This window comes from Neobacillus sp. DFD-2R, from assembly GCF_057747865.1.
This window is the reverse complement of sequence record NZ_CM173228.1, coordinates 4,209,806-4,229,915: the sequence shown is the minus strand read 5'-3', so window position 1 is coordinate 4,229,915 and position 20,110 is coordinate 4,209,806. Positions and strand designations below refer to the sequence as shown.

The window sequence follows — 20,110 nt, the reverse complement described above, 5'->3', positions numbered from 1 at the left end:
TCTTTTTGCCTTATAATAATGACATTAAATTATGTAGGTGGTATCAAAATGATTTCCAATCAAGACTCTCTCAATTTTAGTCCATATATTGCTATTTATGATCTTGTTGTTCCAAAAGATAATATGCTTCGCCAAATCAATGAACTAGTGGACTTTTCTTTCATTATCGAGGAATTAAAAGCGAAATATTGCCTTAATAACGGCCGAAATGCAGTGTCACCAATTCGTATGTTTAAATATCTATTGCTCAAATCGATTCATGATTTGTCAGATGTAGATGTAGTCGAACGTTCTAAATATGATATGTCGTTTAAGTATTTCCTCGACATGGCACCGGAAGATCCTGTAATTGACCCTAGCTCTTTAACGAAATTCCGTAGGCTCCGTCTCCAAGATGTGGGTTTATTAGATATGCTTATTGGAAAAACAGTTGAGATTGCACTTGAAAAAGAAATCATTAAAAGTAAAACAATTATTATGGATGCCACACATACAAAAGCGCGTTATAACCAAAAGGCACCGAAGGAATTTCTACAAGAGAAATCAAAAAATGTTAGAAAAGCCGTCTATCAAATTGATGAATCAATGAAAGAGAAATTTCCACCGAAAACAACTTCTAACGAAGTAACAGATGAACTAAATTATTGTCGTGAAGTAATTTCTGTGGTTGAATCAGAACCTCAAATCACTACAATTCCAGTCGTTAAGGAAAAATTAAATGTGCTAAAAGAAGTAGTGGAAGATTATACAGAACAACTAAACTTTTCAGCTGATCCAGATGCACGTGTAGGACATAAAACAGCAGACTCCTCCTTTTTTGGCTATAAAACACATATCGCAATGAGTGACGAACGGATAATAACTGCAGCTGTTGTGACAACAGGTGAAAAAAGTGATGGAAAATACATGCAGGAGTTAATTGGAAAAAGCCAAGCCACTGGAATGGAAATTGATACGATCATTGGGGATACAGCCTACTCCGAGAAAAATAATATTCTCTATACAAAAGAGCATGAGCTAACACTGGTTTCAAAGTTACATCCGCATATTACACATAGTACTCGCGCAAAAGAGGATAAGTTTGAATTTAACAAAGATGCAGGAATGTATGTTTGTAAAGCAGGACATATGGCGATTCGAAAAAAATTTGAAGCAAGAAAGGGTCAAGATAAAAACCCTAGGATTAAGTACCTTTTTGACATTAAAAAATGTCAAGTTTGTCCTTTCAGTGAAGGATGTTATAAAGATGGAGCGAAAAGTAAGACCTATTCAGTAACCATCAAATTAACAGAACATCTAGATCAAGAAGAGTTCCAAAATACGGAAGCATTTAAAGAACTAGCGAAAACTCGCTATAAAATTGAAGCAAAAAATAGTGAACTGAAACACAGACACGGGTATGATATAGCGTCATCCGCGGGTCTATTAGGTATGGAGATTCAAGGAGCAACAGCGATATTCGCAGTCAATATTAAGCGGATTCTGAAGCTCCTTCAGGAGAAAAAATAAGGACAAATTAACAAGGAAAAAGGCAGTTTGTTGTCTGAATCTGGACAACAAACTGCCTTTTTTGTACCAACTTCCAATATTAAAAATAAAAAACGTAAAATTTTCAGTGGCCTCGCTTTGGCGCCTGCGGGGTCTCCAGTGACCTCTCTATCCCGCAGGAGTCGAGTGCCCTCCGCTCCAATCAACAGGGAGGGAAATCAACCTAAAGTATTGCAACACACTTTTTCTAACCTTAGTGTGTTGCAATCTTTTTTATATTTTGGCAGGCTGCAGTAAGAAGAGCTTGTTCACTTGCATTCTTCAATCCCCGTAACCGGCAGTAGCGAAGCCCATGCAGCTCTTTTGAGTCTGCAAAGCTTCGCTCAATTTTTTCCTTTCTAAATTTATAAAGCATTTTTCCCGATTTAGATAAGCGATTTAACCTTACCTTTTCCTTGTGCTCCTCCCATACATGGCGTGTTACATTGTGATAGTTGGGCGTCCATTATCATCGCTGTAATAAGGACGGATCTTTTCAAGAAGAAACGAAAAATCAATATATTTATCAATCAAACGAAGAAGATGGTCATCAGGTACCAATTCATCAATAGATACAAATTCAAATTCACTTTGGCTAGACTCTTTTGGCTTAAACATTGATTTCACCACTTATTTTAATTATTTATTAGGTTAGTTGGAGGTCTTTATTGAAAACACTCTGTTGATTGGCGCGGAAGGCACGAAGACTCCTGCCCCGTACTCCCGCGGAAAGCGAAGTGCCTGGAGCGCCAATCAACAGACCTGTTTAAAAGCCTATATACCAAAAATATTTTAACAAATTAACGCGGTGAATTATTAAAGCAAATAAATAAACAAGAGGCTGCCGAAGGTTTTTCGACAGCCTGAGAGAAGCCTCAGCTTCTCTTTTTGTATGCTTATCACACTTCCATGATAATTGGTAAAATCATCGGTCTTCTCTTTGTCTTTTCGTAGAGGAAGGGTGCTAATGTATCAGTAATTTCATTTTTAATTTCCGACCATTGGCTAGTTTTCCGCTCCATAACTTTACTTAAATGCTTTGTAATTAAATTCTGAGCGTCATTGATTAAATCACCGGATTCTCTCATATAGACAAATCCTCGGGAAATTAGGTCCGGACCTGATGCAATTTTAAATTCCTTCATGTTGATACTGACTACTACTACCACTAATCCTTCTTCCGATAAAATTCTGCGGTCACGCAAGACAATATTTCCAATGTCTCCCACGCCGCTGCCATCAATATAGACAGAACCGGATGGAATTTTACCTGCCACTTGAGCGGTATCTTCTGAAAGGGCTAAAACCTCTCCATTGTCCATAATAAAACAATTTGATTCTTGCACCCCGCAATCAACCGCTAGCTTCGAATGCATTCTTTGCATGCGGTATTCACCGTGTATCGGCATAAAAAACTTTGGTTTTATTAAACGGAGCATTAGCTTTTGCTCTTGTTGTCCGCCATGTCCGGAAGTATGAATATTACTTAACTTCCCATGAATAACTTCCGCACCTGCTCTGTAAAGCATATTGATGGTTCTGCTCACACTAATTGTATTACCTGGAATTGGTGATGAAGAGAATACAACCGTATCACCAGGGATAATTTGAATTTGCCTGTGCGTACCATTTGCTATTCTTGAAAGAGCAGCCATCGGTTCGCCTTGGCTTCCTGTACAGAGAATCGTAACCTTGTCTGCAGGTAATCGGTTAATTTGATTTGCTTCGATAAACGTTTCTTTTGGTGCATTTATATAGCCTAACTCCAGGCCGATATTAATGGCAGCTTCCATGCTTCGTCCAAAAACAGCTACTTTTCTTCCATTTACCACTGCAGCCTCTACTACTTGCTGTAGCCTATGGATATTAGAAGCAAAGGTAGCAAAAATGATCCGACCATCAACCTTACGGAAAATATCATCAATACTTTCACCAACTCGTCTTTCTGACATGGTGAAGTCAGGTATTTCACTATTTGTACTATCAGAGAGTAAACACAAAACGCCTTCTTTACCAATTTCAGCCATTTTGGTTAAATTAGCCGGTTCGCCAACAGGGGTAAAATCAAATTTGAAATCGCCTGTATGAACTATTTGACCAGGAGGGGTTTTCACCACTATTCCGTAGGAATCAGGAATACTGTGAGTGGTTCGGAAAAAAGTAACGGATGTTTTGCGGAATTTAATGACATCGTCTTCTTTAATCTCAATCAGCTTTGCATTTCTTAATAAACCATGCTCTTCCAGTTTATTTTTAATTAAACCCAGTGCAAGTTTTCCGCCATAAATAGGAATATTTATTTCTCGTAACAAGTAGGGGATACCGCCGATATGATCCTCGTGTCCGTGAGTAACAAATAAACCCTTTATTTTTTCTTCATTTTTAATTAAATAGGTATAATCAGGAATTACATAATCAATTCCTAATAGCTCATCCTCGGGAAACTTAATCCCGGCATCGATTAAAATAATTTCATCCTGAAACTGAACTGCATAGGTGTTTTTGCCAATTTCACCTAAACCGCCTAGGGCAAAAACAGCAGTTTGATCATTTTTTACAAATTTCATAAATTATCAAATCTCCAATACTTTATAGTCTTCATTTTGTTGCTCATATTCTAAATAAGCTCCTTTAACTTCTTGTACAAATTCAACATTAAACCCGCGGTCAGCTATTTTTGTACGGACATCTCTTACCGATTCCCCTTCAATATAAAGAACCTTTGTTTTCTCTCTGACAGGGACTTCTTTAATACTTTCTTGATAATATACTTTAAATACCATGAAATATCGCTCCTCATTCGTTCATAACTTTTTCTATTATATAAAATAATTACATCTTTTTCATTTATTTTCTTCTTTAACCTATAAAGAACCTAAAAAGGAAGTAATTGGTCATAGAGTGAAAGGTATGTAAAAAGACCACTGTTAATCAATTTACAATAATGAAGGAGCCCTTCGCAAGTTTGAAGGGCTCAAAAATTTAGGCAATGGTTTTTTTTCGCAATAAATCTTTCCACTGTTTTAAGAGCTTCTTTCTTAGCTTCTTCAACATAGTGGATCATCTCCTTACTTCTTATTTTAAACGATCCTTGTCCAATGTAAAGCAAGCCATGGTAGAATATTGTAGTTTTTTTTAAAATGAAAGATTTTTTTGCTATTATTATATGACGAAAATGCTGTTTCTTTCATGGTTAAACATGGAATTCATATTATTGATATAGAATTGACAAAAATTTAAGGAAGGTTTAGTGTTTTTTATAAAGGTAAATCATTATAGAAAGAGGAAATGCAAAAGGAATGGGGAAACTATATAGTGCTTTATTTGTTTTAAGTATAATTTGGGGAACGTCATTTTTGTTTATTAAAGTTCTTTTGTCAGAAATGGGGCCGGCAGCAGTTGTATTTGGCAGGTGTTTATTTGGTACATTAATGCTGTTTGTCATATTACTAATAAGTAAGAAAAAATTTAAATTTAAACAAATACCGTGGCTCAGTTTGTTATTTGTTGCTTTAACAAATAACGTACTTCCATGGCTGCTGATTTGCACAAGTGAAACCAAACTTTCTTCTAGTATGGCATCGATTATTAATGCTACTACACCAATTTGGACATTGATCATTGGCTTTTTATTTTTTTCATTATCACTTAGGAAAAATCAATGGATTGGAATCCTCATTGGTTTTATAGGTATTTTTATTTTATCGGATTTTAAGCTGGGAGATCTTTATACGGGTAATACCATTGGTATTTTATTAATGACCGGTGCCACCTTTTGTTATGGATTAGGTGCCCAACTTACCAATAAGTATCTTTCTAAACTATCAGTAATTGAAACATCATTTTTTACATTAGCGATTTCTACTCTAATTAGTTTTATAATGATGGTGACCTTATCACCTCAGTCAGTTTCAACTTTTCTAAATAGTAAGCTGCTATTGCCTTTACTTGGTCTGGGTTCTCTTGGGTCAGGGATTGCTTATCTTCTTTATTATTTTCTTGTAAAAAGAGGAAGCCCGGAATTTGCCTCACTCGTTACTTATCTTGTACCCGTATCGGCTATAATTTGGGGCGGGCTGCTATTAAATGAGGAATTTCACTTATACATGCTACTAGGCTTATTAGTGATTTTTACTGGTGTTTATATTTCCTCTCTAAAATCCAAGCGAAAATCAAATAAGAACGCAGTTGCATAGATTCAGCAAAGGAGTCATGAACAAATGAAGAAGATTGTCTTTTTTGATATAGATGGAACATTGCTTGATCATGAAAAAAAACTTCCTTTAAGTACGAAAAAAGCAATCAACCTTTTAAAAGAAAATGGTGTTTTTGTAGCAATTGCAACGGGGAGGGCACCATTTATGTTTAAAAGCTTGCTTGAGGAGCTGGATATTGACTCATTTGTTAGCTTTAACGGTCAACTTGTTATTTTTGAAAATGAGGTTATATATGAAAATCATCTCGACCAACAAGAGCTTAAAAGATTTTTTCAAGATACAAAGAATAACGACCATCCATTAATATTTATGAATGAAAAAACAATGAAAGCTACCGTAAAACATCATTCCTTTATTGAAAAAAGTATGGGCAGCCTTAAACTGCCTCATCCTAATGAAGACGCCTCATTTTATCTGGATCGAAAGATTTACCAGTCATTACTATTTTGTGAGAACGAAGCTGAACATCGCTATTTTCAGGACTATCAACAATTTGATTTTATTAGATGGCACCCATATTCTGTGGATGTATTGCCAAAGGGTGGTTCAAAAGCAGAGGGCATAAAAAAAATGATTGAGCGTTTAGGCTTTGAATTAAAGGATGTATATGCATTTGGAGACGGATTAAATGATCTCGAAATGCTTAAGGAAGTTGGCACAGGAGTTGCAATGGGGAATGGAGTTCCCGAGGCAAAGGAGATCGCAGATATTATCACAAGCGATGTTTCGGAGAATGGTATATGGAATGGATTAAAAGAACTACAACTCATATAACAGTAAAAGAGGCTGACCTTTTGGCAGCCTCTTTTACTTATTATCTTTCAATGCCGATGGCCCCTTCAATAGGTTTAAAAGGGTCTTGCTTATTAATATAATCATAAAACATTATTCCATTTAAATGATCAATTTCGTGCTGAAAACAGATCGCAGGAAGTCCTTTTAAACGGAGTCTTACCTCTTCTCCATTAATATTCCAACCCTTTAAGGTTATCCGGGCATATCTTGGGACGTAACCGGGAATTGATTCATCTACGGAAAGACAACCTTCTCCTGAAAGCAAATATGCTTGTTCAACAGAATGACTTACAATTTTCGGATTAAATAGAGCGTGGCTATAAAGGTTTCCATTGTTATCATAAACATGAACCGCTATCATCCTTTTTGAAACATTAATTTGCGGTGCAGCTAATCCAATTCCGGGGCGTAAGCCATATTGAGCTGCAATTTCCGGATTTTGACTGTTTTTCACGTATTCTAATAAACTTAAGAGTATTTGTTTATCTTCATCAGATGGCGGCATAGGTACTTCTGCTGCCACTTCCCTAAGTGTAGGATGACCATCTCGAATGATATCCTCCATCGTTAACATGATCCATTCACTCCTGTATAAAACTAAATAATTGCTAACAATAGAATATCAAACAATTAATGAAAAGTTAACATCAGATTAACGAAAAATGGCGTTTAAAGCATAAAGAAAATGCCATAGAGACTTTTGGAAATGAAATAAACAACAATAATCTATATAGACAATTTTATATAAACAAATATTGTTAATTATTCCAAGTGTCGTTATAGTAAGAGTTGTAATAAGTAAGGAGGTTGCAAAGTGTCGATTTTTGACAAAAGTCGTCTCATCTTTTCTATTATTGCTACAATAATCTTATTATCGGGCTGTATGAATCAAAAGACTCCTGTTGAAAAAATGTATGATGTATTAGAAAAAGTTGTATCTTCGGAAAAAGGATTTGAAGAGCAACAGAACCCGCTAGTTTCATTAGAGAAGAAAGAAAAAGAAATTTATGATCAAATTATTGGATTGGGAATGAACCAATACCCTCAAATCATAAAGCTTGCAGATGAAGAAATTTCGATGGCGAATCAAAGAAAAATACATTTGCAAAAAGAAACGGACAGCTTAAGAAAATCTGAAAAAGAATTTAAGCAAGTGGCAGGTATTATAGATACAATTGAAGATCCGGTACTGAAGAAAATGGCCAATGAACTTTATGGAATAATGATCAAAAGATATAGAGCACATGATGTGTTAGTTAGGGAGTACTCTGAAGCATTAAAATCCGATAATCAATTATATTTAATGTTTAAAAATAAAAATCTTCCCCTTAAGGACCTGGAAAAACAAGTGAAAACTGTAAATGAAACCTATCGGATGGTTTATGATGCAAATAAAAACTTTAATAAACTGACCAACCAATACAATGAAAAGAAGCTGCAGTTTTATAAAAAGGCAGGTATTAAAGTGAATAAAAAATAAAAATCGGCGAAATAAGCCGATTTTTTATTGCTTTATAACAAAAGAAAAAATTGCGAAATCTTATATAACAGATGATAGCAAGATAGTAATACAGGGCGTTGAGGATATCGTAATATAAATAATATGATAATGATGTAAAATTATAGTGTGTAGTGATTGACGAGGGAAATTTGTTGGTGTACACTCATTATGGATGGAATAATTGTATCAATGTTGTTCCGAAAAATAATGATACAGAATAAAATGTATGATGGAAGAAAGATACTGCGTTATATGAGGACTAGACTGAGAAAAACTAATCATTAAGATAAGTTATAAGAAAAGTCGGCAGATCTTATTTTATCATTAGATTCCTAAGTAAAACTGATAAAATTCGAGTGGATTTTTAAAGCATTCTTTTATTAGGTTTTTGGGTAATCTAACACAAGTGGAATTTATTTTAACATTCTTGTTTTAAAAGAAAGGAAGAGGTGACCATGATGGCTTCTAAACTTAAGAACGCCCAACTCGATGCGAAAAAAGTACTCGAGACAGTATCAGATCAATTTCAAACGCTTCAAATCCTTAATGAAGAAGGCGAAGTTGTAAATGAAGCGGCTATGCCTGATTTAACAGATGAACAACTGCAGGAATTAATGCGCCGAATGGTTTACACCCGCATTCTTGACCAAAGATCTATTTCTTTAAATCGTCAGGGAAGATTAGGTTTCTATGCTCCAACCGCGGGTCAAGAAGCATCACAGTTAGCTTCCCAATTTGCACTTGAAAAAGAAGATTTTATTTTACCTGGATATCGTGATGTTCCCCAATTAATCTGGCATGGTTTACCATTGCATCAGGCCTTCTTATTCTCAAGAGGACACTTCCAAGGGAATCAAATCCCTGAGGGCGTAAATGTTCTTTCACCACAAATTATTATTGGTGCACAATATGTGCAAGCTGCTGGTGTTGCGTTAGGTATGAAAAAGAACGGTGCAAAAGCTGTTGCTATTACCTATACCGGTGACGGTGGAGCTTCACAAGGGGACTTCTATGAAGGTATAAACTTTGCAGGTGCATTTAAAGCGCCGGCCATCTTTATTGTCCAAAATAACCGTTTCGCTATCTCGACTCCTGTTGAAAAACAATCTGCAGGAAAAACAATTGCTCAAAAAGCGGTTGCTGCAGGTATCCCTGGGGTTCAAGTTGATGGAATGGATCCATTAGCTGTTTATGCGGCTACACACGATGCACGTGAACGCGCAATTAACGGTGAAGGTCCTACCTTAATCGAAACGCTTACTTACCGTTATGGTCCACATACAATGGCCGGAGATGACCCAACCCGTTATCGTACTTCCGACCTTGATAACGAATGGGAAAAGAAAGATCCGCTTGTCCGTTTCCGTAAGTTTCTTGAAAACAAAGGACTTTGGAGCGAAGAAAAGGAAAACGAAGTAATCGAACAAGCCAAGGAAGATATTAAAGAGGCAATCAAAAAAGCGGACGCGGCTCCTAAGCAAAAAGTAACAGACTTAATGTCCATTATGTTCGAAGAAATGCCTTCAAACTTAAAAGAACAATATGAAATTTATAAAGCAAAGGAGTCGAAGTAAGTCATGGCTCAAATGACAATGATTCAAGCAATTACTGATGCATTACGCACTGAGTTGCAAAATGATTCAAAAACATTATTATTTGGAGAAGACGTAGGGATTAATGGCGGCGTATTCCGTGCAACTGAAGGTCTCCATAAGGAATTTGGTGAAGACCGGGTATTTGATACTCCGCTTGCTGAATCAGGTATTGGCGGTTTAGCGATTGGTCTTGCTTTAACTGGTTTCCGCCCAATTCCGGAAATTCAGTTCTTCGGATTTGTTTTTGAAGTAATGGATTCCATTGCAGGTCAAATGTCTCGGATGCGTTACCGTTCCGGCGGCCGTTATAATATGCCAATAACAGTACGTTCACCATTTGGCGGCGGAGTACATACTCCTGAACTGCACTCAGATAGCCTTGAAGGGTTAATGGCACAAACTCCCGGTTTGAAAGTTGTTGTTCCTTCAACACCTTATGATGCAAAAGGATTATTGATATCTTCTATTCGTGATAATGACCCGGTTATTTTCCTTGAGCATTTAAAATTGTACCGTGCATTCCGCCAGGAAGTTCCTGAAGGTGAATACACGATTCCACTTGGTAAAGCAGACGTTAAGCGTGAAGGTACAGATTTATCAATTATCACTTACGGTGCAATGGTTCACGAATCATTAAAAGCAGCAGAAGAACTTGAAAAAGAAGGTTTTTCTGTAGAAGTTGTCGATTTACGTACGATTAGCCCTCTTGATATTGAAACAATCATTTCTTCAGTAGAAAAAACAGGCCGTGCAATCGTTGTTCAAGAAGCTCAAAAACAAGCCGGAATTGCAGCTACTGTGGTTGCAGAAATTAATGACCGCGCCATTTTAAGCTTGGAAGCACCGGTATTGCGCGTCACTGCTGCGGATACGATTTATCCGTTCTCTCAAGCCGAATCTGTTTGGCTTCCAAACTATAAAGACGTAATTGAAACTGCTAAAAAAGTTTTATCATTCTAATTAGAAGCTGCAGAAATAAATAAACAATAGGAGGATGAATCCAGTGAGCGCAACTGCCACATCATTCCAATTTAAAATGCCTGACATCGGTGAAGGTATTCATGAAGGTGAAATCGTCAAATGGTTCATTAAGCCGGGCGATAAAGTTCAAGAAGATGACGTACTATGCGAAATACAAAATGATAAAGCAGTGGTGGAAATTCCTTCCCCTGTTGAAGGCACGGTTCTTGAGGTTTTAGTAGGAGAAGGGACTGTTGCAACAGTAGGACAAGTACTTGTTACATTTGATGCACCTGGATACGAGAACCTTCAATTTAAAGGCGACGACCATGCAGAAGAAGCGCCAAAACAGGAAGAAAAACCAGCCGCTCCTGCACAAGAAGCAGCACCGGCGCCAGCACCTGCAGCAGCCGGAGCAGTCACAGCTCCACAGGCGGAAGTTGATCCAAACCGCCGTATTATTGCCATGCCGTCTGTTCGAAAGTATGCACGCGAAAAAGGTGTTGAAATTCGTTTTGTTACCGGAACAGGTGATAACGGTCGTGTCTTGAAGGGTGATATTGATGCATTCTTAAATGGCGGCGCGGAAGCAGCACCTCAAGCAGCAACTGCACCGGCAGCAGAAGGGGCAAAAGCTGAAGCACCACAAGCAGCTGCAGCTCCAATTCCGCAAGGAGAATATCCGGAAACACGTGAGAAAATGAGCGGCATTCGCAAAGCGATTGCAAAAGCAATGGTTAACTCCAAGCATACAGCTCCACACGTTACTTTAATGGATGAAATAGATGTTACAAAACTTGTAGCACACCGAAAAAAATTCAAAGATGTGGCAGCAGCTAAAGGGATTAAGCTTACATTCTTGCCTTACATCGTAAAAGCATTAACAAGTGCTTTAAGAGAGTTCCCGGCACTAAATACATCACTTGACGATGCAACAAGTGAAATTATCCATAAACATTACTATAACATTGGAATTGCAGCAGACACTGAAAAAGGCTTATTAGTACCTGTCGTAAAAGATGCAGACCGTAAGTCAGTCTTTACAATTTCTAATGAAATAAATGAATTAGCAGGAAAAGCTCGTGACGGAAAGCTTGCTCCGAACGAAATGAAAGGTGCATCATGCACAATTTCAAATATTGGTTCTGCAGGTGGTCAGTGGTTTACTCCTGTTATTAACCATCCTGAAGTTGCGATTTTGGGTGTAGGCAGAATTGCTGAAAAACCAATCGTAAGAAACGGTGAAATTGTTGCCGCTCCTGTTTTGGCACTTTCCTTAAGCTTTGATCACCGCATGATTGATGGTGCAACAGCACAAAATGCTTTAAATCATATTAAACGATTATTGAACGATCCAGAACTATTGTTAATGGAGGCGTAATAAATGGTAGTTGGAGATTTCCCAATTGAAACAGATACTATAGTCATCGGAGCAGGTCCCGGGGGGTATGTCGCAGCAATTCGTGCGGCCCAGCTTGGACAAAAGGTAACAATTGTTGAAAAAGAATATGTAGGCGGCGTATGTTTAAATGTAGGGTGTATTCCTTCTAAAGCATTGATTGCAGCGGGTCATCGTTACGAAACCGCCAAACATTCTGATTCATTTGGCATTACAGCCGAAAATGTAAAAGTTGATTTTTCGAAGGTTCAAGACTTTAAAGCTGGAATCGTTAAAAAGTTAACAGGTGGAGTAGAAGGTTTATTAAAAGGCAATAAAGTAAATATTGTTCGCGGTGAAGCATATTTTGTGGATGCTAATACACTTCGGGTAATGGATGAAAATTCAGCTCAAACGTATACCTTTAAAAATGCGATTATTGCGACAGGATCCCGTCCAATTGAGTTGCCTGCCTTTAAATATTCAAAACGTGTTCTTAACTCGACCGGTGCACTTAATTTAAATGAAATTCCAGAAAAAATCGTTGTTATCGGCGGCGGTGTAATCGGGATTGAATTAGGCGGTGCATACGCAAACTTTGGCAGCCAAGTAACCATCTTAGAAGGTGCTGAAGAAATATTAGGTCTTGGTGTATTTGATAAGCAAATGGCTGCACTTGTTAAGAAAACCATGAAGAAAAAAGGTGCTGAATTCTATACAAAAGCATTCGCTAAGGGTGTAGAAGAAACAGAAAACGGTGTGGTAGTAACTTTCGAAACAAAAGGCGAAGAAAAGAAAATCGAAGCTGATTACGTATTTGTTATGGTTGGACGCCGTCCAAACACAGATGAAATGGGACTTGAACAAATTGGTATGAAAATATCTGACCGCGGTATTATTGAAATTGACAAACAGTGCCGTACTAGCATTAGCAATATCTACGCTATTGGAGATATTGTTCAAGGTCCTCAATTAGCTCATAAGGCTTCATATGAAGCCAAAATTGCGGCTGAGGCAATTGCCGGTCATTCATCTGAAATTGATTACCTTGGAATTCCTGCAGTTGTTTTCTCTGATCCTGAGTTAGCTTCAGTCGGGTATACCGAAGCACAGGCTAAAGAAGAGGGAATTGAAGTAAATGCTGCCAAATTTCCATTTGCGGCAAATGGTCGTGCTTTATCACTCGATAGCGGTGACGGCTTCTTAAAATTAATCACTCGTAAAGAAGACGGCCTTGTGATTGGAGCACAGATTGCAGGTGCTAGTGCATCAGATATGATTGCAGAACTTGGTCTGGCAATTGAAGCAGGGATGACTGCTGAAGATTTGGCAATGACGATTCATGCACATCCTACACTTGGAGAAATAACGATGGAAGCGGCAGAAGTAGCACTTGGAAGCCCAATCCATATCATAAAATAATCAAAAAAAGTCCTTTCCATTAATTTGGAGAGGACTTTTTATTTCTTCTGGAGAATTGTTTATAAGGGAGTAAAAAGAAAGCATTCATAAAAGTGATTGACTAATTTGGGTTTGTCAATATTTATTTAAAAAAGAAAATAACTCACCTGTTCGAAACATATACTTAACTAAGTCATCATAATTAAAAATGAAAATCAATGCTTTAAAAGTGGTGATAAATATGAGGGTCTATATTGTAATGATGCTGCAATTTATTGTATGGAGCGGGTATTCATTAATCGAATGGTTATCAAAACATGACCAGCTATTATACAAAGTCATTATGTTTTTTGTATTTTTTTATTTAGCTTTTTTAATCGGAAATAAAGTAATGAGATCAACCCGCAAAACTCTGTTTCTAACTGCATTAAGCTTAGTAATTTATACGTCTATTCATTATACAATGGCACTTTTTATTCATTAAAAAAGCCCCTATTAGGAGCCTTTACAATGATTACTATTTTCTTGGATAAAAGTACATGATTCTTTCATTAAAAAGATGAAGCTCACCTTGTAATTTTTTTGCAAGAAATTTGCAAAATTCATTTGCTTTACCTTTGTCTCCGAAAGTGGACTGTTCCGGTAAAGTAACCTGAATATAAGTTTGTTCTTTTTCTTCACCATTCTCATTCTGAACAGTTTCTTTATCAACGCCGATTAAAATGGCATTGTATCGCTCATTGTTAGAGTGTAAATAAAACCATTTTCCCTTACCTTCTTCTTTTTCTTTTATTTCATATGGGAAGGCAGAATTTTCAAATTGCCAATCTAATTGAGTCCCGGTTTTTCCGGTTATATCTTTATAATAATGAAAAAGTTCTTTTACATCTTCGATTGAAACATCCTGTTTCGCAGATGAAGGCACAAGTTTAATAAAAGCATTATTAGCCATCATCATTCCCCCCTAATAGTCCCGAATAATATCCCTTTCTATTCTAGCACTGGAAAAACACTAATGACAACACTTACAATAAGTTTCTTGTTAAATTGGTGAATATAAATTATAATAATATTCTAAAGATTAAAATAAAGGAGGAGTCCAATGGAATTATTTGAAAAAATGTATGATGAACATGAAAATGTGAAAGTAAGGTTTATTGGATTTACGACAGAACATGCACGTTTTGATTTTGGAATTATTTACACGAATATGTTTTTCGGAAAACCCCTAGTAGTCTGTATGCAAACTGGCCGTTCAACTCTCCTCGATCCTAAAGACATTGAAGACGTCGATTACCTTCAAAATGTATTCCGGATTTCTGATAAACAACAAGCTGCGGACTTAGCTGAATTTTTTAGCGAAACTCTCCCTTCCATCCCATTTGTTACCCAATATGAATAATTCTTATTTTGGCCATAAATATGGCCATTTTTTTTTGAAATAATTTTTAATGTGACATACAATTTGGGCTTGAAAAACTAAATGTGTTATATTATTATTAATTTAAAGAAGTTAATGCGCTTACATTAGTGACCATTTAAAAATGAAAAGGGGATTGAAAAAGATGGGTACAATCGTATGCCAAGCTTGTAACGCTACTATTGATCATTTTGAGGATGAAAAGGTAACAGTTTTATATTCTAAATGTAAATGTTGCGACAATCATCATGTTGAGGAAGAAGTATAAATAACCTTAAATAATTTAAGAAAATAAAAACAGGATTCCGATTTCGGAATCCTGTATTTTTTTAAAATAATTATCTAATGGCCTTGTATTCCTTAATCACACGAATGGTTTTAATTTCATCATCTTCAGGACCTTGAACCGGCAGGCCAACTTCAAGATTTTTACGAATGTAATGAAGATTTTCTTTTGTAATAATCTCTCCAGGAATAAAAATTGGTATCCCTGGAGGGTAAACCATTATAAATTCTGCGATAATTCTACCTTCAGATTCTTCAAAAGAAATTACTTCCGTATCTGAATAAAAAGCATCACGTGGTGTTAGTGCTAAGATGGGAATATCAGGTAATAACACTTGTAATGGCTCAACCTTTTCAACGCGGTGTTCACACTCATCTGCAAGATCTTTTAAGGCATCAACTAATAAATTTGCTTCATGTTCTGTGTCTCCGAGTGTGATTAGGCAAAGGATGTTATATAGGTCAGACATTTCAACTTCAATATTATGTTTATCTCTTAACCATTTTTCTACTTCATATCCGGTTAATCCTAACTCTTTCACCGAAATAATTAACTTGGTCGGATCATAATCAAAGGTAGCATTAGAGCCTAAAATTTCTTCTCCAATGCAAATTAAATGGTCAATCTCATTAATATTTTTCCGAATAGATTGAGCTAATTTAATTGTTTTATCAATCAATTCTTTTCCTTCAGTTGCTAACCGCTTCCGTGCTACATCGAGAGAAGCAAGTAAAAGGTAAGAAGTAGAAGTTGTTGTCAGCATGCTTAGGATAGACTGTACATGCTTAGCAGATACAAGACCTTCTCTTACATTTAGGATTGAGCTTTGCGTCATTGATCCGCCTAGTTTATGAACGCTTGTTGCAGCCATATCAGCACCAGCCTGCATGGCTGACAGCGGAAGGTCTTCGTGGAAATGGATATGGACACCGTGTGCTTCATCAACAAGTACGGGCACATTATGGGAGTGGGCTATCTCCACAATTTTTTTAAGGTCTGCTGAAATTCCAAAATAGGTTGGGTTAATCACTAAAACACCTTTTGCATCCGGGTGCTTCTCAAGAGCCCTTCCAACTGCTTCAGGTGTAATTCCATGAGAAATTCCTAATTCTTCATCAATTTCAGGATGAATAAAAACAGGAATGGCCCCCGAAAAAACAATTGCTGACATAACTGATTTATGAACATTTCGCGGAACGATTATTTTATCTTCCGGACCACAAACTGCCATGATCATTGCCATGATGGCTCCGCTTGTACCTTGAACTGAAAAGAAGGTTCGGTCTGCGCCAAACGCTTCAGCAGCAAGATCTTGGGCCTGTTTAATCATACCTTTAGGTGCATGAAGGTCATCAAGCGGTCCGATATTGATTAAGTCAATTGAAAGAGCGTTATCGCCAATAAATCTTCGGAACTCGGGATCTATTCCTGCACCTTTTTTATGGCCTGGAATATGAAATTGCACTGGATTTTTTTTTGCATGTTCTACTAAACCGCTAAATAACGGTGTTTTATTTTGCGACAATTTATAATCACACCTCTTTATTCAAAAATACGCATATTATTACAATATAAAAAATAAAACAAATGAAATTATAGCACTATTGACCTTCATTGCATAGATATTTATGTACGGAAGTCTAATATTTTTCTCTGTTCAAGTTATTTTCTCATTAAAACAGGAAAATTAACCTTTTTGAACGAAATATCAAATAAAACAGCTTGTTAGGAGGGGTTTAAATGAACTGGAATACTCGAATCACTGATATTCTAAACATTCAATATCCAATTATTCAAGGCGGTCTTGCACATCTCGCCTACTCTGAGTTGGCAGCTGCGGTTTCAAATGCAGGCGGGCTCGGTCAAATAACGGCAATGTCTTTAGAACATCCGGATCAGCTTAAAGAAGAAATCCGGCAAGTAAAGAAGCTGACAAATAAACCATTTGGTGTAAATTTTGCAATCGGGCAGCACGGGAGGCCATTTGCTGATTTTTTACAAGTAGCGATTGATGAAGCAGTTCCTGTTGTATCAATGACAGGGGGGAATCCTTCCCCTATTTTTGAGCAATTAAAAGGGACACCAATCAAAAAACTTGTCCTGGTTGCATCAAGGAGACAAGCGGTTAAAGCAGAAGAACTTGGAGCAGATGCTGTTATGGTGGTTGGCCAAGAAGGTGGAGGGCATCTTGGGCGAGATGACGTTGGTACAATGGTTTTAATTCCCCAAGTAGTAGATGCTGTCTCTATACCGGTTATTGCTTCAGGTGGAATTGGCGATGGCAGAGGATTAATGGCTGCACTTAGTTTAGGTGCAGAAGGCATTGAAATGGGAACTAGATTTATTGCCACAAAAGAATGTGTCCATGCACATGAGGTCTATAAAAAAATGTTGGTTGAGGGTACTGAAACTGATACTGTAGTCATTAAACGAACGCTCGGAGCTCCTGCAAGGGTGTTGGTAAATTCATGGACAGATAAAATTCTTGAGGTCGAAAATAATAAAGGCGGGTACGATCAGCTTAAGGATCTTATTTCCGGTAAAGCCAATGTCCGTTACATACATGATGGCTTTGTTAATGAAGGATTTGCATGGGCAGGGCAGGTAATGGGATTAATTAAAGATGTACCTACTGTTAACGAACTTTTTGCCAGAATAATTAAGGATGGGGAACAAATTCGTGAAAAATGGGGAAAATAAAGGTATTATACATTTAAGGCTATAAAAGAAGTAGGTGTATAAATGGAATATCAATATCCAATTGATTATAACTGGTCAACTGACGAGATTGTCGATGTCATTAAATTTTTTGAGGCGATTGAAAAAGCCTATGAAAAAGGAATCGAACGTGATGAAGTTATGACGGCGTATCGGCGATTTAAAGAAATCGTTCCTAGTAAAGCAGAAGAAAAAACAATTTGTGGTGAATTTGAAGAAATAAGCGGCTATTCATCCTATCGCACCATAAAAAAAGCAAAAGCGGCTTCAGCCGGGGATAAGATTTTGATGAAATAGAAAAAGCTCCCATTGGGAGCTCAGATTGTTGAGAAAGGGTATTTTTCTCTGCAATTTTTTATTTTGTCAGAATCTAAATACCAAATTTATTGATTCTCCCTGCTAATGTGCCTGTTGATTTCCGCTCCGGGCACTCGCTTTCCGCGGGGAGGTCACTGGAGCCTCCTCGGCGCTTTTGGCGCCTGCGGGGTCTCCAGTGACCTCTCTATCCCGCAGGAGTCTAGTGCCCTCCGCTCCAATCAACAGGGAGGCAAATCAACCTAAAGTATTGCAACACACTTTTTCCAGATTTAATTCTATCCTCTTCTATAGCTTTATTTAATTCCTCAAAATATTCGCGAGCCTCAACTTCCACCTCTTTTTTTGTAAACTTATGTTTATTGGCGTTTGCCTTTAAATGAATTGAATCCGTAAAGAAAACAGGCCTCCCAACCATTTTGTGATTCATTACTTGGAGATCAATTTATTAAAAATATCCTGAAAGATATCAGTATTTTTAAAACGGTGTTGACGATTCCAACTAATCGTAGAATGATGTGGAACCGGATCATGGAATTTTAAACCTAAAAACCAACGGTAGGCAATGTTCATTTTAATTTCTCTTTCTAGTTGTCTTTCAGAATGAATACCAAAAAGATACCCTATAAACATCATTTTAAACAGAATAAGGGGATAAGATGGACGGCCATAATCCTCACTATAAAAAGGACGAACTTTTTTTAGAAGAAATGAAAAATCAATCTATTTGTCAATCAAACGAAGAAGGTGGTCGTCAGGAACTAATTCATTAATAGACACAAATTCATATTCACTTTGCCTAGATTCTTTTGGCTTTATTAGTTGAGCCGAAGGTCTTTATTGAATACCGCACGGTTGATTGGAGCGGAAGGCGCGAAGACTCCTGCGGGAGTACGGGGCAGGGGAGACCCCGCAGGCGCCAAAGAGCCGAGGAGGCTCCCCGGCACGCCCGCGGAAAGCGAAGCGCCTGGAGCGTAAATCAACAGACATGTTGTAGAGCCTATATATTAATAATTTTATAATAAATTAACGCGGTGAATTGTTAAAGAAAAGGAATTAAATAAAAGGCTATCGAAAGTTTTTCGACAGCCTGAGCTCCCATTGGGGGTTTTTTCTATTTCATGCCTTGAGCCAGTTTATATAGTGGTGCCACTATATGGAATACATTTTCAATCTGTTGGAGTAAACCTTCCGAACCCAATTGGATAGCCTCTTCTCTGTTAAGTACATAACCGCACAATATTTCAGCTTTCTTTATGTTTTGCAACCGTTCAAAACATGAAAGCAACTCAGCCTTTGAAAGTTGTCCATGCTTAATCGTATCCGGTTTCATATGATCAATAGACCAAACAAAATCCTTTGGAATATCTTTATAAATTTTATTCAATTTTTTAGCTAGTCTTGCCCCGATTTCCTGCTTTTGCGGGGCCTCATAAATAACCGCAAACCAAATAAATAAATGGGTATTCCACAAGCCAATTTGAAAATGCGGGAGCATTTTATAACCTCGAGGATTATTGGCAAACGCTACCCATGTATGCTTTGCTCACAAAATACAATAGCCAAAAAACCTTGATTTCATAGGGCAAAATCAATAACATGATGTATAGAGATATCTTATCTAAATACAGATTGGAGAACGATAATGAAAGAGTTTATGAGAGAAATCAAGGATGATACATTAAATCGTTTAAGGGAAGCAGATAATAAACGGATATATGAAGCATTTAATGATGGTTATCATGAGGCCGCTAATATTTGTGTGGGAATTATAGAGAAAAAAATTGATGAATTACTTAGCCAAATCAAATCTGGTTCTTTTCTATCCGAACAGGAACAATTTATGTTGTCAAAGCTGAATGAACTAAAATCTGAAACAGAAGAAGAATTACGAAACTTCTGGAATCGTAATGAGTAAATAAGCTAGCTGGTAGCTTTAGTCGAACAGTCAATCATCAGAAAATGAAAATGCTTGGATAGAATTTTTATTTCTAACC

Annotated in this window: 21 protein-coding genes and 2 pseudogenes; 14 read left to right on the top strand and 9 right to left on the bottom strand. The window is 37.1% G+C overall.

Annotation, left to right across the window (positions count from 1 at the left end; genetic code table 11):
* Positions 1-48: 48 nt before the first annotated feature.
* On the top strand, positions 49-1,509 hold the full coding sequence (locus tag AC3ANV_RS21145; RefSeq protein WP_488310630.1) for an IS1182 family transposase: 1,461 nt from the start codon (positions 49-51) through the stop codon (positions 1,507-1,509).
* Between the two features lie 232 nt (positions 1,510-1,741).
* On the opposite strand, the pseudogene AC3ANV_RS21140 reads toward AC3ANV_RS21145, so the two are convergent.
* From AC3ANV_RS21140 to AC3ANV_RS21125, 4 genes and pseudogenes are all read right to left on the bottom strand, one after another.
* A pseudogene (locus AC3ANV_RS21140) lies at positions 1,742-1,972 on the bottom strand (transposase); the annotation flags it as partial.
* Positions 1,969-2,145, bottom strand: a complete 177-nt coding sequence (locus AC3ANV_RS21135; protein WP_488310629.1) for a transposase — start codon at positions 2,143-2,145, stop codon at positions 1,969-1,971. The pseudogene AC3ANV_RS21140 and the gene AC3ANV_RS21135, both read right to left, overlap by 4 nt.
* Positions 2,146-2,426: 281 nt before the next feature.
* Positions 2,427-4,094, bottom strand: a complete 1,668-nt coding sequence (gene rnjA / locus AC3ANV_RS21130; RefSeq protein WP_488310628.1) for a ribonuclease J1 — start codon at positions 4,092-4,094, stop codon at positions 2,427-2,429.
* A 6-nt stretch (positions 4,095-4,100) separates the two neighbouring features.
* Positions 4,101-4,310 carry a DNA-dependent RNA polymerase subunit epsilon gene (locus tag AC3ANV_RS21125; RefSeq protein ID WP_488310627.1) on the bottom strand — a complete coding sequence of 70 codons (210 nt, stop codon included), beginning with the start codon at positions 4,308-4,310 and terminating at the stop codon, positions 4,101-4,103.
* 516 nt (positions 4,311-4,826) lie between these two features.
* Here AC3ANV_RS21125 and AC3ANV_RS21120 point away from each other — a divergent pair.
* Both AC3ANV_RS21120 and AC3ANV_RS21115 read left to right on the top strand, forming a co-directional pair.
* Positions 4,827-5,723, top strand: coding sequence for a DMT family transporter (locus tag AC3ANV_RS21120; RefSeq protein WP_488310626.1), 897 nt, complete (start codon positions 4,827-4,829; stop codon positions 5,721-5,723).
* Between the two features lie 24 nt (positions 5,724-5,747).
* Positions 5,748-6,518, top strand: a complete 771-nt coding sequence (locus AC3ANV_RS21115; RefSeq protein ID WP_488310625.1) for a Cof-type HAD-IIB family hydrolase — start codon at positions 5,748-5,750, stop codon at positions 6,516-6,518.
* A 40-nt stretch (positions 6,519-6,558) separates the two neighbouring features.
* On the opposite strand, the gene def is transcribed toward AC3ANV_RS21115, so the two are convergent.
* The gene (gene def, locus AC3ANV_RS21110; RefSeq protein WP_488310624.1) at positions 6,559-7,113 is read right to left on the bottom strand and encodes a peptide deformylase; all 555 of its coding nucleotides are present in this window, start codon (positions 7,111-7,113) and stop codon (positions 6,559-6,561) included.
* Between the two features lie 240 nt (positions 7,114-7,353).
* Between def and AC3ANV_RS21105 the strand changes: the two genes are divergently transcribed.
* The 6 genes from AC3ANV_RS21105 (at position 7,354) to AC3ANV_RS21080 (ending at position 13,858) form a co-directional block, all read left to right on the top strand.
* On the top strand, positions 7,354-8,019 hold the full coding sequence (locus tag AC3ANV_RS21105) for a YkyA family protein (protein ID WP_488310623.1): 666 nt from the start codon (positions 7,354-7,356) through the stop codon (positions 8,017-8,019).
* A 479-nt stretch (positions 8,020-8,498) separates the two neighbouring features.
* Positions 8,499-9,614 (top strand): pyruvate dehydrogenase (acetyl-transferring) E1 component subunit alpha, encoded by a 1,116-nt coding sequence (gene pdhA / locus AC3ANV_RS21100; protein WP_488314292.1) that lies wholly within the window; start codon positions 8,499-8,501, stop codon positions 9,612-9,614.
* A 3-nt stretch (positions 9,615-9,617) separates the two neighbouring features.
* Positions 9,618-10,595, top strand: coding sequence for an alpha-ketoacid dehydrogenase subunit beta (locus tag AC3ANV_RS21095; protein WP_488310622.1), 978 nt, complete (start codon positions 9,618-9,620; stop codon positions 10,593-10,595).
* Positions 10,596-10,671: 76 nt separating this feature from the next.
* A complete protein-coding gene (locus AC3ANV_RS21090) occupies positions 10,672-11,976 on the top strand; it encodes a dihydrolipoamide acetyltransferase family protein (protein ID WP_488314291.1) in 1,305 nt (434 codons plus the stop codon).
* A 3-nt stretch (positions 11,977-11,979) separates the two neighbouring features.
* The gene (lpdA, locus tag AC3ANV_RS21085; protein WP_488310621.1) at positions 11,980-13,395 is read left to right on the top strand and encodes a dihydrolipoyl dehydrogenase; all 1,416 of its coding nucleotides are present in this window, start codon (positions 11,980-11,982) and stop codon (positions 13,393-13,395) included.
* A 220-nt stretch (positions 13,396-13,615) separates the two neighbouring features.
* Positions 13,616-13,858, top strand: coding sequence for a hypothetical protein (locus tag AC3ANV_RS21080; protein WP_488310620.1), 243 nt, complete (start codon positions 13,616-13,618; stop codon positions 13,856-13,858).
* Positions 13,859-13,891: 33 nt separating this feature from the next.
* On the opposite strand, the gene AC3ANV_RS21075 is transcribed toward AC3ANV_RS21080, so the two are convergent.
* Complete coding sequence (locus tag AC3ANV_RS21075) at positions 13,892-14,326, bottom strand: DUF1885 family protein (RefSeq protein ID WP_488314290.1); 435 nt, start codon at positions 14,324-14,326, stop codon at positions 13,892-13,894.
* Between the two features lie 150 nt (positions 14,327-14,476).
* On the opposite strand from AC3ANV_RS21075, the gene AC3ANV_RS21070 reads away from it, so the two are divergent.
* The gene (locus AC3ANV_RS21070) at positions 14,477-14,776 is read left to right on the top strand and encodes a DUF3055 domain-containing protein (RefSeq protein ID WP_488310619.1); all 300 of its coding nucleotides are present in this window, start codon (positions 14,477-14,479) and stop codon (positions 14,774-14,776) included.
* A gap of 163 nt (positions 14,777-14,939) precedes the next feature.
* Positions 14,940-15,062, top strand: coding sequence for a GapA-binding peptide SR1P (locus tag AC3ANV_RS21065; RefSeq protein ID WP_488310618.1), 123 nt, complete (start codon positions 14,940-14,942; stop codon positions 15,060-15,062).
* A gap of 70 nt (positions 15,063-15,132) precedes the next feature.
* Here the strand turns inward: AC3ANV_RS21065 and AC3ANV_RS21060 are convergent, their stop codons facing one another.
* Positions 15,133-16,605, bottom strand: coding sequence for an aminotransferase class I/II-fold pyridoxal phosphate-dependent enzyme (locus tag AC3ANV_RS21060; RefSeq protein ID WP_488310617.1), 1,473 nt, complete (start codon positions 16,603-16,605; stop codon positions 15,133-15,135).
* A gap of 215 nt (positions 16,606-16,820) precedes the next feature.
* On the opposite strand from AC3ANV_RS21060, the gene AC3ANV_RS21055 reads away from it, so the two are divergent.
* Positions 16,821-17,780 carry an NAD(P)H-dependent flavin oxidoreductase gene (locus AC3ANV_RS21055; protein ID WP_488310616.1) on the top strand — a complete coding sequence of 320 codons (960 nt, stop codon included), beginning with the start codon at positions 16,821-16,823 and terminating at the stop codon, positions 17,778-17,780.
* 42 nt (positions 17,781-17,822) lie between these two features.
* The gene (locus AC3ANV_RS21050) at positions 17,823-18,095 is read left to right on the top strand and encodes a UPF0223 family protein (RefSeq protein WP_488310615.1); all 273 of its coding nucleotides are present in this window, start codon (positions 17,823-17,825) and stop codon (positions 18,093-18,095) included.
* Positions 18,096-18,363: 268 nt separating this feature from the next.
* Here AC3ANV_RS21050 and AC3ANV_RS21045 read toward each other — a convergent pair.
* A pseudogene (locus AC3ANV_RS21045) lies at positions 18,364-18,932 on the bottom strand (transposase); the annotation flags it as partial.
* A gap of 295 nt (positions 18,933-19,227) precedes the next feature.
* Positions 19,228-19,611: a DUF1054 family protein gene (locus tag AC3ANV_RS21040; RefSeq protein WP_488310614.1), complete on the bottom strand. Its 384-nt coding sequence runs from the start codon at positions 19,609-19,611 to the stop codon at positions 19,228-19,230.
* Positions 19,612-19,758: 147 nt separating this feature from the next.
* Here AC3ANV_RS21040 and AC3ANV_RS21035 point away from each other — a divergent pair, with 147 nt between their 5' ends.
* Positions 19,759-20,031: a hypothetical protein gene (locus AC3ANV_RS21035; RefSeq protein WP_488310613.1), complete on the top strand. Its 273-nt coding sequence runs from the start codon at positions 19,759-19,761 to the stop codon at positions 20,029-20,031.
* Positions 20,032-20,110 lie beyond the last annotated feature (79 nt).

What these genes read in the sequence shown, in the direction of transcription:
- AC3ANV_RS21145 (WP_488310630.1), top strand. Translation starts at nt 49, where the DNA reads ATGATTTCCAATCAAGACTCTCTCAATTTTAGTCCATATATTGCTATT.
- AC3ANV_RS21135 (WP_488310629.1), bottom strand. Translation starts at nt 2,145, where the DNA reads ATGTTTAAGCCAAAAGAGTCTAGCCAAAGTGAATTTGAATTTGTATCT.
- rnjA (WP_488310628.1), bottom strand. Translation starts at nt 4,094, where the DNA reads ATGAAATTTGTAAAAAATGATCAAACTGCTGTTTTTGCCCTAGGCGGT.
- AC3ANV_RS21125 (WP_488310627.1), bottom strand. Translation starts at nt 4,310, where the DNA reads ATGGTATTTAAAGTATATTATCAAGAAAGTATTAAAGAAGTCCCTGTC.
- AC3ANV_RS21120 (WP_488310626.1), top strand. Translation starts at nt 4,827, where the DNA reads ATGGGGAAACTATATAGTGCTTTATTTGTTTTAAGTATAATTTGGGGA.
- AC3ANV_RS21115 (WP_488310625.1), top strand. Translation starts at nt 5,748, where the DNA reads ATGAAGAAGATTGTCTTTTTTGATATAGATGGAACATTGCTTGATCAT.
- def (WP_488310624.1), bottom strand. Translation starts at nt 7,113, where the DNA reads ATGTTAACGATGGAGGATATCATTCGAGATGGTCATCCTACACTTAGG.
- pdhA (WP_488314292.1), top strand. Translation starts at nt 8,499, where the DNA reads ATGGCTTCTAAACTTAAGAACGCCCAACTCGATGCGAAAAAAGTACTC.
- AC3ANV_RS21095 (WP_488310622.1), top strand. Translation starts at nt 9,618, where the DNA reads ATGGCTCAAATGACAATGATTCAAGCAATTACTGATGCATTACGCACT.
- AC3ANV_RS21090 (WP_488314291.1), top strand. Translation starts at nt 10,672, where the DNA reads ATGCCTGACATCGGTGAAGGTATTCATGAAGGTGAAATCGTCAAATGG.
- lpdA (WP_488310621.1), top strand. Translation starts at nt 11,980, where the DNA reads ATGGTAGTTGGAGATTTCCCAATTGAAACAGATACTATAGTCATCGGA.
- AC3ANV_RS21080 (WP_488310620.1), top strand. Translation starts at nt 13,616, where the DNA reads ATGAGGGTCTATATTGTAATGATGCTGCAATTTATTGTATGGAGCGGG.
- AC3ANV_RS21075 (WP_488314290.1), bottom strand. Translation starts at nt 14,326, where the DNA reads ATGGCTAATAATGCTTTTATTAAACTTGTGCCTTCATCTGCGAAACAG.
- AC3ANV_RS21070 (WP_488310619.1), top strand. Translation starts at nt 14,477, where the DNA reads ATGGAATTATTTGAAAAAATGTATGATGAACATGAAAATGTGAAAGTA.
- AC3ANV_RS21065 (WP_488310618.1), top strand. Translation starts at nt 14,940, where the DNA reads ATGGGTACAATCGTATGCCAAGCTTGTAACGCTACTATTGATCATTTT.
- AC3ANV_RS21055 (WP_488310616.1), top strand. Translation starts at nt 16,821, where the DNA reads ATGAACTGGAATACTCGAATCACTGATATTCTAAACATTCAATATCCA.
- AC3ANV_RS21050 (WP_488310615.1), top strand. Translation starts at nt 17,823, where the DNA reads ATGGAATATCAATATCCAATTGATTATAACTGGTCAACTGACGAGATT.
- AC3ANV_RS21040 (WP_488310614.1), bottom strand. Translation starts at nt 19,611, where the DNA reads ATGCTCCCGCATTTTCAAATTGGCTTGTGGAATACCCATTTATTTATT.
- AC3ANV_RS21035 (WP_488310613.1), top strand. Translation starts at nt 19,759, where the DNA reads ATGAAAGAGTTTATGAGAGAAATCAAGGATGATACATTAAATCGTTTA.